The organism is Arthrobacter sp. GmRoot5-12, assembly GCF_059739365.1.
Map to the genome: position 1 here is coordinate 4,313,858 of NZ_AP046056.1, position 16,266 is coordinate 4,330,123.

General features: G+C 61.3%; 13 protein-coding genes and 1 pseudogene. 11 read left to right on the forward strand and 3 right to left on the reverse strand.

Features of this window, described 5'->3' with window-relative positions; genetic code table 11:
- The 3 genes from AC6JAM_RS19980 (at position 1) to AC6JAM_RS19990 (ending at position 2,197) form a co-directional block, all read left to right on the forward strand.
- The gene (locus AC6JAM_RS19980) at positions 1 to 630 is read left to right on the forward strand and encodes a TetR/AcrR family transcriptional regulator (protein ID WP_497935659.1); all 630 of its coding nucleotides are present in this window, start codon (positions 1 to 3) and stop codon (positions 628 to 630) included.
- 84 nt (positions 631 to 714) lie between these two features.
- Positions 715 to 1,983 (forward strand): MFS transporter, encoded by a 1,269-nt coding sequence (locus AC6JAM_RS19985; RefSeq protein WP_497935660.1) that lies wholly within the window; start codon positions 715 to 717, stop codon positions 1,981 to 1,983.
- Between the two features lies 1 nt (position 1,984).
- Positions 1,985 to 2,197 (forward strand): TetR family transcriptional regulator C-terminal domain-containing protein, encoded by a 213-nt coding sequence (locus AC6JAM_RS19990; RefSeq protein ID WP_497935662.1) that lies wholly within the window; start codon positions 1,985 to 1,987, stop codon positions 2,195 to 2,197.
- Between the two features lie 287 nt (positions 2,198 to 2,484).
- On the opposite strand, the pseudogene AC6JAM_RS19995 reads toward AC6JAM_RS19990, so the two are convergent.
- Positions 2,485 to 2,691: pseudogene (locus tag AC6JAM_RS19995) on the reverse strand (TetR/AcrR family transcriptional regulator); the annotation flags it as partial.
- 133 nt (positions 2,692 to 2,824) lie between these two features.
- On the opposite strand from AC6JAM_RS19995, the gene AC6JAM_RS20000 reads away from it, so the two are divergent.
- The 5 genes from AC6JAM_RS20000 (at position 2,825) to AC6JAM_RS20020 (ending at position 9,876) form a co-directional block, all read left to right on the forward strand.
- Positions 2,825 to 3,454 carry a TetR/AcrR family transcriptional regulator gene (locus AC6JAM_RS20000; protein ID WP_497935663.1) on the forward strand — a complete coding sequence of 210 codons (630 nt, stop codon included), beginning with the start codon at positions 2,825 to 2,827 and terminating at the stop codon, positions 3,452 to 3,454.
- A 273-nt stretch (positions 3,455 to 3,727) separates the two neighbouring features.
- Complete coding sequence (locus tag AC6JAM_RS20005; protein WP_497935664.1) at positions 3,728 to 5,209, forward strand: APC family permease; 1,482 nt, start codon at positions 3,728 to 3,730, stop codon at positions 5,207 to 5,209.
- A 181-nt stretch (positions 5,210 to 5,390) separates the two neighbouring features.
- Complete coding sequence (locus AC6JAM_RS20010) at positions 5,391 to 6,539, forward strand: aromatic ring-hydroxylating oxygenase subunit alpha (protein ID WP_497935665.1); 1,149 nt, start codon at positions 5,391 to 5,393, stop codon at positions 6,537 to 6,539.
- A gap of 210 nt (positions 6,540 to 6,749) precedes the next feature.
- Complete coding sequence (locus AC6JAM_RS20015) at positions 6,750 to 8,156, forward strand: aldehyde dehydrogenase family protein (RefSeq protein WP_497935667.1); 1,407 nt, start codon at positions 6,750 to 6,752, stop codon at positions 8,154 to 8,156.
- 40 nt (positions 8,157 to 8,196) lie between these two features.
- Positions 8,197 to 9,876: an amidohydrolase gene (locus AC6JAM_RS20020; RefSeq protein ID WP_497935668.1), complete on the forward strand. Its 1,680-nt coding sequence runs from the start codon at positions 8,197 to 8,199 to the stop codon at positions 9,874 to 9,876.
- Positions 9,877 to 11,044: 1,168 nt separating this feature from the next.
- Here AC6JAM_RS20020 and AC6JAM_RS20025 read toward each other — a convergent pair.
- Positions 11,045 to 12,274: a cytochrome P450 gene (locus tag AC6JAM_RS20025; protein ID WP_497935670.1), complete on the reverse strand. Its 1,230-nt coding sequence runs from the start codon at positions 12,272 to 12,274 to the stop codon at positions 11,045 to 11,047.
- A gap of 25 nt (positions 12,275 to 12,299) precedes the next feature.
- Complete coding sequence (locus tag AC6JAM_RS20030) at positions 12,300 to 13,265, reverse strand: PDR/VanB family oxidoreductase (RefSeq protein ID WP_497935672.1); 966 nt, start codon at positions 13,263 to 13,265, stop codon at positions 12,300 to 12,302.
- A 317-nt stretch (positions 13,266 to 13,582) separates the two neighbouring features.
- Between AC6JAM_RS20030 and AC6JAM_RS20035 the strand changes: the two genes are divergently transcribed.
- The 3 genes from AC6JAM_RS20035 to speB all read left to right on the forward strand — a co-directional run bounded on the left by AC6JAM_RS20035 (position 13,583) and on the right by speB (position 16,253).
- Positions 13,583 to 13,888: a hypothetical protein gene (locus AC6JAM_RS20035; RefSeq protein ID WP_497935673.1), complete on the forward strand. Its 306-nt coding sequence runs from the start codon at positions 13,583 to 13,585 to the stop codon at positions 13,886 to 13,888.
- The gene (locus tag AC6JAM_RS20040; RefSeq protein WP_497935675.1) at positions 13,885 to 15,168 is read left to right on the forward strand and encodes a pyridoxal phosphate-dependent aminotransferase; all 1,284 of its coding nucleotides are present in this window, start codon (positions 13,885 to 13,887) and stop codon (positions 15,166 to 15,168) included. Before AC6JAM_RS20035 ends, AC6JAM_RS20040 begins: the two co-directional genes overlap by 4 nt.
- A gap of 83 nt (positions 15,169 to 15,251) precedes the next feature.
- A complete protein-coding gene (gene speB, locus AC6JAM_RS20045) occupies positions 15,252 to 16,253 on the forward strand; it encodes an agmatinase (protein WP_497935676.1) in 1,002 nt (333 codons plus the stop codon).
- Positions 16,254 to 16,266: the final 13 nt, after the last annotated feature.

Below are 16,266 nucleotides of genomic sequence, written 5' to 3' on the forward strand. Positions count from 1 at the left end.
ATGTCGTATCCAGCCGGATACCGGATAGAGCGGGAGCACCCCCGACGCCGCCGCGACGGCGAAACCGCAAGGCTGAAGGCAATCCAGGCCGCAATTGAGCTCTTCGCAGTGGGCGGCTACGGTGGAACGTCCATCGCCGATGTCGCAGCGAAGACGGGTCTCTCACAATCCGGCCTGCTCCATCATTTTCCGTCCAAAACGGCCTTGCTATCAGCGGTGCTGGAGCACCGTTCCAAAGAAGACGCAGACTTCCTTTTCGGCGGAGAGCAGGCTCCACTGGGGTGGGCAGCCTTTGACGCCCTGGTATCGCTGGTTGCGAGGAACTCCACCCGGCCCGACTGGGTAGGCCTTTTCGTGAGGCTCTCCGCCGAAGCCACCGAACCCGGACACCCCGCGCATCAATGGCTCCTGGACCACTACGCCAGCCTGCGCCAGTGGCTCGGCGAAGCATTGGAAGACGGAAAGGCCCACGGGAAGGTCGCACAAGACGCCCCCGTGGAGGCGATCGTCAACAACACCATCGCAGTCCTCGACGGCATGCAGCTGCAATGGCTCTGCGCCCCCGGAAGCTTCTCGATGGTGGCGCAGTTCAGAACGTTCATCGAAAGCATCAAGACCACCTGGGGCTAAAGGGCCGGCAGCAGGGAAGTTCCGCCTGATCCGCGGCCCCTCCCTTCTGTCGCCGTGCCCGGTTCAGGGAGAAAGTAAGAAGACATGGAAACTCCTGCCACACATCAAGTAAGGGTTGAAACGGACGCCCCGGACCGGCGTGCAAATCAGCGGCGCACCATCGGCATTCTGATCGCAGGACAGATCCTCGGCGGCCTGGGAATGGGCGCCTCGCTCTCGCTCGGCTCCCTTCTTGCCGTCCAGGTTTCCGGTTCGACGGCCTGGTCCGGAATGGCCGCCACGATGAATACGCTCGGGGCCGCCGCCTTTGCCATCCCCCTGGCCCGCGCGGCCGTAAAACGGGGACGGGGAGCCTCGCTCGCGGCCGGATCGGTGACCTCCGGATTCGGTGCAGCCATCGCCATCGCTTCAGCTGCGCTCTCTTCCTTCCCGGCCTTGCTCATTGGGCTCATCCTTCTCGGGGCGGGAACCGCTGTGAGTTTCCAAGCGCGCTTCGCTGCCACGGATCTGTCAACGCCAAAGACCCGTGGCAGCGACCTTTCCATCGTCGTATGGTCAACCACCATTGGTGCAGTTTCGGGCCCCAACCTCTTCGAACCCGGAGAGGCCTTCGGTGCAATGCTCCACTTGCCGACGCTGACGGGCGCATTCGCGTTCACAGTGGCAGCCCAATTACTTGCCGCCCTGGTCTTTTACGCGGGCCTCCGGGTAGCACCCCCGGTCAAGGGCCCCACGCCGCTAGGAGACAGCGGCGTCACCACCAAACCTGATTCCGGCTTCAAGATCCTTCGCAGCATTCCCGCCGCCCGTTACGCCGTGACGGTGGTGGCGCTCAGCCACGGCACCATGGTGGCACTCATGTCTATGACCCCGGTGCATCTGCATGACAACGGGGCAAGCCTTGCCGTTGTCGGCATGACCATCAGCCTCCACATTGCGGGCATGTTCGGCCTTTCGCCGCTGTTCGGATGGCTCTCAGACCACCTCGGCCGGATTCCCGTGCTGCTGATCGGACAAGCAATGCTGCTCGCTTCGTTGGTGTTCGCCTGGCTCGCCCCGCACACCATGGTGACTCCAAGCCTGATCCTCCTGGGCCTGGGCTGGTCCGCATCCATCGTTTCCGGTTCGGCTCTGGTGGGCGACTCCGTGTCAGCAGCCGAACGCGCCCCCCTGCAAGGTGTTTCAGACCTCCTCATGAACCTCACCGGAGCAACCTGCGGAGCCTTGGCAGGACCCACCCTCACCGCCGTCGGCTATTCCGGGCTTGGAACAGTAGCCATGGCGCTGGTCGGCGCAGTCACCGTATGGACCCTCCTGCGGACACTCCCGGCCCGCAGGGCTCCAGCCAACTGACATGACCACCGGCTCACGGGGCCAACCACGAACTTTGCACCCCGCCCTTACCGTCCTTCAGGGTTCGGAAGCGGTGGATGAATTAGAAGTGAATCGGCTGCACGCTCTCATCGATGGCCTGGCGCTTCATCTTGTTCGCCAGCCTTCGGAGACGCGCGCATCCTGGGCCGTGGAAACCCTGGATGCACACCTGCCGCAGCTCGGTGCCGTCTGATTGGGCCAGGGGCGCATTCGGGACCACGCTCCTGCTCATCTATCCCCTGTCCGCTAGTGGACCAGGAGGATAGCCATGGGGCGGCCAGGCGGGGGCTTGAGGTCAAGGAATAGCAGGGAGCGTATCCACTTCTTCCACTGTTTGGGCCACGGATGCCCCTTGGGGGCTTTTTAGGCGGGCGACGACGGCCAGCAGCTCGTTCACATCCGCCTGCCGGATCTCGGCGTTGCCGGACGGCCCGCTCTCCCACATGGCGTTGAAATATGGCCATTGCCCATGCACCGGGCCAGGTCCTCGGCTGCCAGGTGGTCCAGGCGCTCCAAGCTGGCGGTGATCAGGGCCTCCTTGTTGGGAAAGTGATACAGGAGGCCCCCCTCGGAGACTCCCGCCCGCGTCGCAACTGCATCCAGTGTCGCCGCACGCTCTCCGATGTCGATCAACAGTCCTTCAAATGCGTCTAGGACTGCGTCCCGCGCGACAGATTTTCTAGCCATTGCTTCCATGATGCATCCTCCTGGCTAGGTGTGTAGCAGCTGTAAGACTTCCTGCCGCGATAGTCTCAAACTGACGCCGGTAGGCCTCGGATGAACGCAACCCGTGCACGGGGCGTCGCAGAAAGTAGGGACAGTGCCAAAAATTGTGGATCACGACGCTCGAAGAGTCGAGTTGGCTCGAGCGGTATGGACCGTGGTGGGCCGGGACGGGGTTGGGGCTGCGTCAATCCGTGCCGTTGCGGCCGAAGCAGGCTGGACACACGGCGCGATCGCACATTACTTCAAACGCCGGGATGATCTTCTGCTCTTCGCCTACAGACTGGCGGTGGAGCGCGAACTGGGGAGCGCACCCACCGAGGATGAACAACCCGATCCCTTCGAACGCCTCGTGGGTTTGCTCTTGCGCAGCCTGCCTGTCGATGAGCGCTCGGCGCTGGATGTTCGGATCTGGCTCGGCTTCATGGGGCGGGTGGCAGATGAACCGGAACTGGCCCGGGCAGTACTCGGCGAACATGAGAACTACCACGTCAGTATCCGTGAGTTGGTAGGTCAGTGCGTAGCCGAATCATGCGCCCCTTCTGATCTCGATGTTGAAGCGGCCACAGAGTCGGCCGTTGTCTATGCAGACGGCCTTGGCATCGCCGCCTCCCTGGATCCCAATCGCTATGCCCCGGCCAAGCTCGAGCAGATGCTACGGACTTTTCTGCGCAGTTTGGGCCTTCACCCGATGCTCAACCAAACAAAGAAGACGGCTTCAAAATAACTGGTTTCTCAGGCCTAGGCCTTGTCTAGCTGAACAAATTCCAAGAATGCTGGCGTATATGTGACTTATCTGCAGTAGACATGATGCGCATCACATGATTACATTGCCTTGTCAGAAAACGGGATTGTGAGCAGCGCCATCCTGCTGCACCAGCTGCATCGTTCAGTTGGCTGTGGCTGCCGCTGCAGTTTCTCTTTGTCATCAACAGCCAGCTTCTTGCGTGCTTCGGGCTTCTAGTCCGGACCGTTGCCGGCTCCTCCCTGAAAGACTTCCATGACTTTAAAAACATCAGAGGACCAGAGCAAACATGGGTCTCCTCAAGATACGCAGCTTAAAAAGGGCGCGCTGGGTGTAGGTGGCATTACCTTCCTGGTGATGTCGGCCGCCGCTCCCCTGTCGTTGCTTGCCGGCTACGGACCAATTGGACTCCTGGTAGGAGGGGCGGGAGCGCCTGCCGGTTATTTGATGGCGGGTGCGGTCCTGGCCATATTTGCCATTGGCTACACGGCCATGTCCCGCCGGATCAATGTCGTTGGGACGTTCTATGCCTACATCCAGAAAGGCTTCGGGATTCGTGCAGGGCGTGGTGCAGCCGCCGGCGCACTCTTCGCCTACCTCGCGGTGCAGGTCGGCGGCGTGGGCGTCTTCGCCGTGTCGGCCCAGTCCACTCTTCAGGCATTTTTCGGGATTGAGGTCCATTGGACCGTGCCTGCCGTGGCAGTGATCGCCATCGTCTGGGCCATCGGTCGCCGCGGTATCGATGTGGGCGCCAGGTTGCTTGGTGTTCTGCTGGTGATTGAAAGTGGAATTTTGTTGCTGCTGGCCTTTGCAGTCGTCATTCAGGGCGGCGGTCCGGAAGGCTTGAGCTTTGAGGCGTTTACGCCCGCCAACGTGTTCTCCCCTGGAATGGCTGCGGCCTGCGTGGTGTGGTTCGGCGCCTTCATGGGCATAGAGTCCACCGCCATCTACCGGTCGGAGGCACGAAACCCAGTGAAAACTGTGACGCGGGCAACGTATCTGTCCATAGCGCTGCTGGCCTTGTTTTATGGCTTTGTCAGCTGGGCTCTGATCCAGGCCTTCGGGGCTGTCGGGGCGATGGAAGCTGCAGCTGTACACCCCGAGGACATGATGTTCATCGCGGCCGGATCGTTCCTGGGCGGCTGGGCCGATACTTCACTGCGTATTCTCATGCTCGCAAGCACCCTGACCTCCGGGCTGGCGTTCTACAACTCAATCAACCGCTATGGTCATTCTTTGGCGCTGGATGGAGTCATTCCGGCCAGATTCGCCAAGGTGCACCCCGTCCACCGCTCCCCCAAGGTCGGGAATCTACAGTCGCTCGTCACCCTGGTTGCCGTACTCGGTTTTGCTGTTGCCCAGCTGGACCCGTACGCGCAGATGACCGTATGGCTTAGTACCCCGGGTGTCATTGGCATTGTGGTCCTGCTCGCGGGTACTTCTGCCGCCGCGGCGTCCTACTTCGCCTTCGGTGAAGGAAAGGAAGCGCAGGGCCGGCTGGTCATCGCCGCCACCTCCGCCGTTGCAAGCCTGTTGTTCGCTTTTGTCGCCGCTTCGATGATGGTCAACGCGGAACTGATGACGGGCGTAACCGACGCAACCAACGTCATCCTGGCAGCCGCGCCCTTCGTCGTCATCCTCATTGCTGCGGCGTTAACCGGCCGCTTCGGACGGCGAAGCAAGAAACCGATCACTTCTTCCACCAGTCCGGACCCAGTGGCGTCCAGGGCAGAGTAGCCCCTTCCGGCCTGGTGACCGGCCGTGACTTTCGGGCCGGTCGCCAGGCCGCACTCAACTCCTCCAAAACCTTGACATCCAACGTTCGCTCGGGTTTTATTACACTATCTTATTTACGGTTTCGCGCCTTTGCTGGGGCAGCGCCGCCCACGTTGAAACTCACCAAATGGAGCATCTTCCCATGACGATCACCACTACTCCCGTGACTACCCCCGTCCTGCCGCCCAAGACAGGCTTGGGATTGCCCCGACAGGCCTACGTGTCCCAGGAGATCTTCGACCTGGAGATTGAAAAGTACTTCTTCACGACCTGGCAGTACGCCTGCCATGAATCCCAGGTGGCGGCGCCGGGACAATTCGTCAAGTACCGCCTGGGCCCGGCTGAGATCGTGATTATCCGGGGCCGTGACGGGAAACTTCGGGCCCTGCACAACACTTGCCGGCACCGCGGCGCCCAGATTGTTGCTGAGGAGTCCGGGACGTGCAAGCGGTCTATGACCTGCTCATACCACGGCTGGGCCTACGATCTCGACGGAACCCTTAGAGGGGCACCTAAGATGGGGCCCGGCTTTGACCCTGCGCAGTACCCCATGAAGAAGGCCGAAGTAGAGGTCTGGAACGGCGTCGTCTTCGTTCATGTTGGCGGCGGGAACCCCGCCCCTGTAGCGGAAGCACTTGCCGGTGTCGAGTGGAAGTACGCCGACATCGCCAAGTCCAAGGTCGCCAAGGTCGTCCAGTACGAGCTGAACACCAACTGGAAGGGCAGCTGGGAGAACGCACTGGAGTGCTACCACTGCGCCATCAACCACCCCGATCTGGCCAGAATCTTCGATGTGTCGGCGGATGGCGTCGAAGGGGAAGGCTTCGAAGGCGGTCAGGAGTACATCTTTATTGAAAACACCCTGCTTCCTGGCAGCATTTCTGTGACGCCTTCCGGCCAGATCGAAAGCAAGGTTGTCTACCAGACGAAGGACACCGGCGTGGACCGTGGATTCCTTCAGTGGCACCGGGCAGCGTTCGAGATGATCGCCAACCCGGAACACGTAGCGCTGATGACCTACACTCCGATGGCGCCCAACCGCAGCATTGTCACGCAGACTTTCCTCGTCCCGGAAGCAGCCGAACCTGGCGTCGACTTTGACCCGGACACACTTTTCAACATGCACATCGTGACCCGGGAAGAAGACAACGCGCTCTGCGAAAAGATTTACGCCGGCGTCAAGAACCTCGCCTACGAGCCGGGTCCTTTCAACGCCTCCCTTGAGCAGGAAAACTTCCGCTTCCTGGCCACCTACCGTTCCGTCATGGGCGACGCAATCATCGATGCCTAGCAGGAGCATCTGCCTGAGGTAGCCGGCGGCAACCAAGCCCGACCGCCGCCTCGTCAATCCACACGACGGTGAAGGTGCCAGGCACAACTTGCGACAGCAACGGCCGAAGGAAGAACGGGCGCGACGGCGAATCCGTCACGCCCGTTCGCGTCCACGCTGACATTCCACTCGATGCCCTCGACCAGCAACCAAACCATCAGGAGAACCAAAGTGATACAGCTCAAAAACATCATCAACGGGAAGTACGTGGACGCAGCGGCAAGCCTGCCCTTCTTCAACCCCGCCACCGGAGAACAAATCGGCCTCGCCCCCGACAGCGACAACACAGCCGTTGACGCCGCCTTCCAAGCCGCCGCAGTAGCCCACAAGAGCTACAAACGGACAACTCCGCGGACCCGGCAGGCACTGCTGCTGCAGTTGGCCGATCTTATCGAAGCAAATATCGACCGACTCCTGGAAGCCGAGGTCGCCTGCACCGGCAAACCGGTGGCCCTGACCCGGGACCTCGAAATCCTCCGGGGCGCGGACCAACTGCGCTTCTTCGCAGGGGCCTGCCGTGTCGTTTCCGGTACCGCTCAAACGGAATATGTCGAAGGGTTCTCTTCCACCATTCGCCGCGAACCCCTTGGTGCGGTGGCGCAGATCACGCCCTGGAACTACCCATTCATGATGGCTATGTGGAAGCTCGGACCGGCCCTCGCTGCCGGCAACACCGTAGTGCTGAAACCTGCAGACACCACCCCCTGGTCCACCGTGATCGTCGGCGAACTCGCCCAGCAAGTATACCCGGCAGGTGTCGTAAATATAGTCTGCGGCGGCCGCGAAACAGGGGCCGCGATGGTTGATCACGACATTCCCGAGATGGTCTCCATCACCGGATCCACCCGGGCCGGAGCTCAGGTCATGTCCGCTGCCTCCAAGACCCTAAAAGATGTCCACCTGGAACTCGGGGGCAAAGCCCCTGCCATCGTGTTCGCTGATTGCGACATCGACTCCACCGCACGGGACATTGCCTTAGCTGCCTTCTTCAACGCCGGACAGGACTGCGCCGCCCTGACCCGGGTCCTGGTGCATGAGGACATCCATTCCGAGTTCGCAGCAGCCCTCGCCGGCGCCGCGGCCGCCCTCAGGGTGGGCGGGGACAACGCGGACCTCGGTCCCCTCAACAGCGCCGCACAGCTGGACCGGGTCGAAGGCTTCCTGTCCCGGCTGCCTGCGAACGCCCGCATCCTGACAGGAGGAAAGCGCACGGGAACCGGCTATCACTTCGAGCCGACGGTCATCGACGGTGTTCTCCAAACCGATGAGGTAGTCCGTGAAGAAATCTTCGGGCCGGTGCTGACCGTGCAGTCCTTCACCACCGAAGAAGAAGCACTTGAACTGGCAAACGATACCCGGTACGCGCTGGCGTCCAGCGTGTGGTCCTCAAACCACGGCCTGGTGACCCGCGTCACCAACGAGCTCGACTTTGGGACAGTGTGGATCAACTGCCACCAGGTGATTCCCGCAGAGAACCCGCACGGAGGTTTCAAGCACTCCGGGACGGGCAAGGACCTGTCAGTGTTCGGGCTTGAGGACTACACCCGTATCAAGTCGGTCACCACGTCGCACCGGTGACGTTTGCCCTGATCAACTGAGATCCAGCCACGGGAGCACCATGCTTATCGACGCAATATTTACTAACGGCCGCATCCGAACCATGGATTCTGACCGTCCTGCCGCAAGACAAATTGGTGTCCTGCATGGTCGGATCGTTGGCCTAGACTCTGATCTTGACGGGGTCCAGGCGCGCCGGGTCATCGATTTGAAGGGCGCTCCCGTGCTGCCGGGTTTCAATGACGCTCACAACCATCTGTCCCTCACGGGAGCCAGGCTGGCGTCTCTGGACCTCCGCCACACCCACATCCCCACGACCGAGGCCCTTTACGATGCGGTAGCGCGTCGGGCTGCGGAACTGCCGCCGGACGCCTGGATTCGTGGGGCAGGCTATGATCAGAACTTTCTGGACGGGCATCCGACCGCAGAACGTCTTGACGCCGCCTCCGGCGGGCGGACCGTGATTCTTGAGCACGTCAGCGCGCACATGCTTACTGCAAGTACCCGGGCGTTTGAACTTGCCGGGTATCCTGGCCGGCTGGGCGTCCCTGACGTCGATGGCAGCTTTGTGGCCCGTACACCGGATGGCCGGGCCGAGGGACTCCTTCAGGAAACGGCCATGGCACTCATCTATGAACTGGTCCGGCCCCTGAAACTCCATGACATCCAGCACCATCTGCATTTGGCCAGCCAGCAGGCAGTCCGTTACGGACTGACCTCCGTAACGGAACCGGGCGTCGGTGACCACAGGATGCTGGGGAACTCACCGGTCGACTTCCATGCTTTCCAGCAGGCCATGGAAGACGGAATTCTTTATCCGCGTGTCACCCTCATGCCCTTCTGCTCGACTTTGCATGAACTGGCCGACGTGAAGGAACGCCGGTGGCTGGGGTTGGACCTGGGAGTACGGACGGGACTGGGCGACGACCGTTTGCGGATGGGACCCGTAAAGATCATGTCCGACGGGTCATTGATCGGACGGTCAGCGGCCATGCACCGCTGTTATCACGGAGAACCGGAGAACCACGGCCTGCTCCAGTTCGATCCGTCGGAGCTGAAGGCACTGATCGTCGGCGCCCATGAATCCGGATGGACAATAGCAGCGCATGCCATTGGCGACGCCGCAATCGATGACGTCATGGACGCGTTTGAAGCGGCACAGCTCCGTTCTCCCCGGCCGGGAGTGCGGCACAGGATTGAACATTTTGCCCTGGCAGGAGATAGCCAGGTAGCGCGCGCCGCCCGCCTCGGTCTCACGGCGGTCCCCCAAGGGGTCTTCATTTCCGATTTTGGTGATGGCATGATGGCTGCCGTTGAACCCGAACTGGCGCCATTTCTCTATCGAATGAAGTCACTGCTGACCGCCGGCATGGTCCTGCCGGGATCCTCCGATTCGCCGGTCTCCGATGGCAATCCCCTCGTATCGCTGCACGACATGGTGAACCGCCGCACCCGCTCCGGCGCCCTGATGGGGCCGGACGAGCGCCTAACGGTCCAGGAAGCCGTGCGTGCCTACACCTTTGGATCCGCCTACGCGGTGGGACAGGAATACACCAAGGGCATGATCCGTACAGGCCAACTCGCCGATTTTGTCGCGCTGTCTGATGACCTGTTTGCGGTACCGCATGAGAAGCTCCGGGACGTGGCAGTGACAGCCACCGTCATCGGTGGTGACGTGGTGTTTGACGACGGACTCTTGAACGAAGAGATCCCTCTGCCCGGCGCTTTCGTCAACAACTGACAAGCGGCTGCAGGTAAGACGGACCTGCCACAGCGGGGCGGGCATCCCGATGCCGCCGCGGTTCAGAGCTGACACCGCCCGATGAGTGTGCGGCAGGAAAAGGCCTGACTGCGCAGTCAGGGTCCAGGGGATCTCCCGATTTCCCGGCACAGTTCGCCATCCCTCAGCCGCATTGGAAGTACGCCCTACGCTGCTTATTGCCCCAGCCGTACGGCACCTTTCCAAAGGTTCAGCCTTGTCGTTCTCCGGAGTGGATGTTGAGGATAAGGGCATGAAGGTCCCCGGCCACTTGCCTGCGTGCCTGCATGCCTGTTCCAGGACGCTGGCTTTGGAGGCCTTCCTAGGGCGCTGAGCGCGTTTTTGCGGCACGGCGTCCGAAGATGGCGTGTGCATTGGTGTGCGGACAGGAGATCCAGTGTTTGCGAAAGGATCGAGGAAGATGTCGCCGCTCACATTCCCAGTCATTCAGGGTCCACCGCTGTGTTGATCCAAAGTGCACCGGACGTGAGACCGGATGCGGTTCCAACGGAAAGGCGCTTCATTGCTGTCTCTTTCGTGTTACGGGCCGGATTCCCTCCGGCGGGACGTGTCGCCGCTGTCGTGCTTGAAGCCGGTTTTTGGGTCCTTGCCGTCCCCCAGTCAACGGCAAAGGAAACGTGCAGTGCTTGACCAGTGAGGGGAAACCGCCGGTGGGTGGACGAAAGAGCGGGATGAGGTGTCCAACTTCTCGGAAGGTGCCGCGGCCTGCCACCTGCCCGTTTAGTGGTCTGGCGGCAGGGCTGATGACGGGTTTGCCGCTGGGCTGACCCTGTCTGGACCGGCCCAGCGGTTAGCCGTTCTATCCGGACACGCCGGTGTTTAAAACAGCCTTACCGTATGGGCGCGATCGTCCATGTCGGAAAGGAGGCGAGCGCCGGGATCGGATTTTTCCAGCTGCCATTCCACGGGGTGTCCGGAATACCCTGGCATGACTTCGCCCTTCCAGAGGTAGGCAACTGGCGCGCCATCGACATGGGTTGAAGACCACCACCCGGTGAAAGGGCAGAGGGTTCCGGTTGCGGCCGTCATCGCGACGCGGGTTCGGACTACAAGGCCCTCGCTTGTGTGTGTGGTCTGCATTCTCTTCATGTCCGTCTCCTGGACTGTCCACACCGGGGTATTTCTAAGGTCAGGACTGCTGTGTGACGCAGGGAAGGTGGGCCAGTCCGTTGACGAAGTTGGAGTGCAGCCGGACGGGGTCTCCGCTCACGGCCACATTGGGGAGGGCCTGAAACAGTTCTTTGAAGAAGATGCTGATTTCCAGGCGTGCCAATTGGGCGCCAAGGCAAAAGTGGGGTCCTCCTCCGCCGAAGGCAACGTGGGGGGAGGCGGATTCGCGTGCGAAGTCCAGCCGCTCGGGGTCCTCGAAGACAGTGGCGTCGCGATTGGCGGAGGTGTACCAGAGGATGACCTTGTCGCCTTCACGGATGGTCTGGCCGTGGAGTTCGACGTCTTTGGTGGCCGTCCGGCGAAAGTGCATTACCGGGGTCACCCAGCGGACCAGTTCCTCCACGGCTTTAGGGGCCAGGGCGTCAAAGTCGCTGGCCCAGGCCTTGCGCTGCTCCGGGTACAAAGACATCGCCAGAAAGCCCTGGCCGATACTGGTCGCCGTTGTTTCTATTCCCGCCGTCAGCAGCAGTGCCAGGAAAATGCCAACTTCCTCATTGCTCAGGCGTTGTCCGTCGACCTCGGCCTCGATGAGCTTCTTCAGCAGGCCGGCCTCCTCGGAAATGCCATCTTCAGCGGCGGTCGCGAGGCCGCTGGCGTAGTCGACAATCTGCTTCATGGTTTCGTAAGATTCGGCGGTGCCGTTGCCGGCCAGGGCGATACCGGTTCGACGGATCAACTCCGGGCGGTCCTCTGCCGGAACCCCCATAAGGTCGCAGATGATTTGGGCGGGAAAATCGCCCACGAGGTCTTCCACGAAATCGAACTCTGCCCGATCCTTGATCCGGCTGATGCACCGCTGTGCGTGCGCTTGAATCCGGGGTGCGAGCTGGCCGAGGGTCCGAGGGGTGAATACCCGGCTGACGATGGCCCGGTGCCGGGCGTGCTCGTCCCCTGTCATGTTCAGCATTCCCCCGTAGACGCGGGTCATTTCCAGAGGCATGTCGATCATTTCAGTTCCCAGGCCTGAGGAAAAGGTTTCCTGGTCCTTGCTGGCCGCCTGCACATCCTCATGCCGCACGAGGGACCAGAAACCGCGTCCACCTTCGGGGAACCATTCGGTGGGAGGTTCCGGGTGCCAGGACAGTGGCTGGTTCTTCCGCAGGTACTCCAACTCCTTCACGGCGGGCCCGTCAGCCCAGAGAGCAGGGTCGGCCAGTGTGAAGTCCAGGGTTTCGGGGGCAGTCGTCATTGTCTGTTTCGCCTTTCAGGGGCTGCTAGATGTCCAGGGTCAGCTTCGGGGTCTTGGAGCGGCCGACGCAGATCATCATGGTGTCGTTGCAGGCGCGCTCTTCTTCCGTCAGGATCTGGTCCCGGTGCAAGGGGATGCCCATCAGGACTCCCGTTTCGCATGATCCACAGAACCCTTCCTCACAGGAGAACGGGACATTGGGGACAACGCTGCGTACCACGTCGATCAGCCGCTGGTTGGCGCCCACGGTCAGGGTCTTGCCCGTAGCGGCAAGTTCGACTTCAAAGCTGTCGTCCCCCGCAGTGTCGATGGTTGCGTTTGGATCGGCGCCAAACCGCTCAAGGTGCAGATGGTCCTTGCCCAGGATTGCGGTGGTGAGCTCCTCGACCGCCCTCAGCATGGGTTCGGGCCCGCAGGTGTAGACGTGGGCATTGCCGGCGGCTTCAAGCGCGCCCTTGATGTCCGGGATGCCCCTGGTGTCGGCCGGAACAATGTCGATGCTGCCGCCTTCGAGAGCCTCGATCTCCGAAAGGTACGCCATCGTGTCAAGGCTCCGGCCTCCGTATACAAGGCGCCAAGGCTTGCCCGCAGCGGAAACCTGGCGTGCCATCGCCAGGATGGGTGTGATGCCGATTCCGCCGGCCAGGAAAAGGTAGGAGTCATGGTCGCCCAGGGGGAAGTGATTCCGTGGGCCCCGGATGGTCAGGACCGACCCGATTTCCAGGTCGGCGTGGATTTCCTTTGATCCGCCCCTGCCCTTCTCGTCCAGAAGGACGGAGACCACATATGTGGTTGCCGTTCCGGGATTACCGCAAAGAGAGTACTGGCGGACCGTGCCGGACGGCAGCACCACATCGATGTGGGCGCCGGGGCCCCAATAAGGGAGGTCGCTGCCGTCTTCCGAGGTCAGCTCGAGTTCCACAACGCCTGACGCAACCACAGTCTTGGCAGCCAGCCGTACCTTATGTTCCTGGGTCTGGGGAAGATTCATCAGTGCTTCAATCCTGTCTAGGGGGAAACCCCCGTGAATACGTGATGGAGTTAACAATACCCGGGGTCAAGGTGACATGCAACGAACAAAAGCCAAGTTTTCTTCCATGACCATGAACATGCATTTGGCCAGCGGGTCACGCGCGTACTGACGGATGGGCCGAGGCGTCGGCCCGCCGTTGACATCTTGCCGTTACGGCCACCTGCCGCTTGCGCTGAGCAGATACCTTGCTTTTATCTTCCTAGATGTACAAAAATCATGTAAGGAGGCAAACTTATGATCTAAATCCACAAATTGGCAGTTGGAAGGTCTGGAAAATGAGAAGGTCCCCTTTTGGAGCCAAACCGAAGTTCTCTGTTTGGGTAAGCGGGCCGGAGGCGTTGTCTGCGCGGCTTGTCAGGGTCGAGGACTGGGGTTCGATCCTTGGAGGCGAGGCCTACGTTGTCCAGCATGGACTGGTTATCCAGCAGGGCGTGGTGGAAACGGCCACAGCCGACGAATCCATCGCCTGGGTGGTGTCGAGCGGGACAGCGACCCGTCAGCTTGTCGAAAAGGCTGAGGACCATGAGCTATGGATTGCTCCGAACCACCTGCAGGATACCCAGACGGGAAGCACACCGTGAGGCCGGTGCTCCAGTCATCGAAGCTGGCGGACGTCCGTTACGAACTGCGGGGCGATGTCCCAAGAGCTGCAAGAGAACTGGAAGCCCGGGGTCATCGCATTCTCAACATGAATTTGGGTGATCCCGCCCCGTTTGGGTTCGCAGCACCGGAAGCAATAGTCCTGGACGTCATCCATCACCTGCCCCAGGCACAGGGATACAGCGAGTCCCAAGGCCTCTTCTCCGCGAGGACGGCCGTAGCGCAGCACTACCAGAACCGGGGCCTGCGAAACGTCCAGGTTGAAGACGTCTTTATCGGCAACGGCGTCAGCGAACTGATTCCCCTGACGCTCCAGGCCCTGCTCGAAAACGGTGACGAAGTCCTCGTCCCCTCCCCGGATTTCCCGTTATGGACTGCCGCCGTCGGTTTGGCCGGCGGCGTCCCGCGCCACTACCTCTGTGATCCCCGGCAGGGCTGGCATCCGGACCTGGCAGACATCGAAAACAAGATCAATCCCAAGACGCGTGCCATTGTCATCATCAACCCCAACAACCCCACAGGGGCGGTCTATCCCGAGCACATTCTGGTCGGCCTCGCGGCACTGGCGCGCAAGCACGACCTCGTTCTTTTCTCCGACGAAATCTACGAGAAGGTGATCTTCGAAGGTGATCATTTCCATACCGCCGCCTTCGCCGAGGATCTCTGCTGCGTCACCTTCAGCGGTCTGTCGAAGGCCTACCGCATGCCCGGGTACCGCTCGGGATGGTTCGTCATCACCGGGCCGCGGTCCGCCACGGCCTCATACCGGGAAGGCCTTGAACTGCTGGCATCACTGCGTCTGTGCCCCAACGTCCCCGCACAGCACGCCATCCAGACCGCACTCGGCGGTCACCAAAGCATCGAGGACCTGGTGGCACCGGCAGGCAGGCTCCGCATCCAAAGGGACCTCGCACACAAACTCCTGAACGATATCCCCGGCCTTAGCTGTTCACCGGCGAACGGAGCCATGTACCTCTTCGTCCGGATAGACCCGGAATACTACGACTTTGTCAGCGATGAGGCCTTCTCCGTGGACCTGCTCCATGACCAAAAGTTGCTCATCGCGCACGGCAGTGCCTTCAACTGGTTCGGCGAGCAATACTTCCGATTTGTTTTTCTTCCACCCGCCGCCGAAATCGAGGACGCCGCGCGCCGCATCCGTGCCTTCCTCCAAAACAAGCTCCGGGTACCTCACGACGCCGCGCCGACCCCGCCAACACAGAATCAACACACTGGGTATGAACAATTTTCAAGTTCTTAACCAGTTTCTTGACAGATAACCCAAGCACTGCCCTAATAATTGATTAAAGCCCTTCTTTTGACCTAAGCGACGGAGCAAGTTGTATGAGCTCGACTTTTCCCCTGATTCCCCGTATCGAGACCGGGTCTGTCACCGGTCAGCCTGATTTCACCAAGGTCCCCCGATTCGCGGGCCCTGCGACTTTCGCTTCTCTTCCCACCCCCGGCGAGGTGTCTGACATCGAAGTAGCGGTTGTGGGCGTGCCCTACGATGCGGGCGTCAGCTTCCGCCCCGGTGCCCGGTTCGGCCCCGCACATATCCGAAGCGCCTCCAAGCTTCTGCGGCCGTTCAATCCGGAAGCGGACACCTGGCCGTTCCAGAGCCAGCAGGTGGCCGACTTCGGGGATCTCGGCGTCAACCCCTTCAACATCGACGACGCCATCAGGTCCATAGAGATGGGGATGCGCGACGTTCTCGAACGGTCCAAGCGCTTCCTGGTGCTCGGTGGGGACCATAGCATCGCTTTGCCTGCGTTGCGGGCACTGCACGCAGTGCACGGACCGATCGCAGTAATCCACTTCGATGCGCATCTGGACACCTGGGATACCTACTTCAACGCCCCCGTCCTGCACGGCACACCGTTCCGCAGGGCCTCCGAAGAAGGCCTGTTGGACCAGGAAGCCTGCCTGCACATCGGGACCCGCGGCGGGCTCTACAGCCTCGGTGACATGGATGATGACAGGGCACTGGGATTTGCCACCGTCCGCTGCGAGGAAATCGAACTCGCCGGGGTCCAGGGTGCCGTGGAAAAACTCAGGGCACGTGTCGGAACACGGCCGGTGTACGCCAGCGTCGATATCGACGTCCTCGACCCCGCGTTCGCCCCCGGCACGGGCACCCCCGAATCCGGCGGCCTGACCAGCAGGGAACTGCTGACAATGCTGCGGGCGCTGAAGACCCTGAACGTCGTTGGAGCAGACATTGTGGAGGTCTCCCCCGCCTACGACCACGCAGATATCACCGGCATCGCCGCAGCACATGTCGGCTACGAGATCCTCTCAGCCATCGCCCCCGACACCGACCTGTCGGCGTTCCGCACCCGCTAGTTCACATCATGGA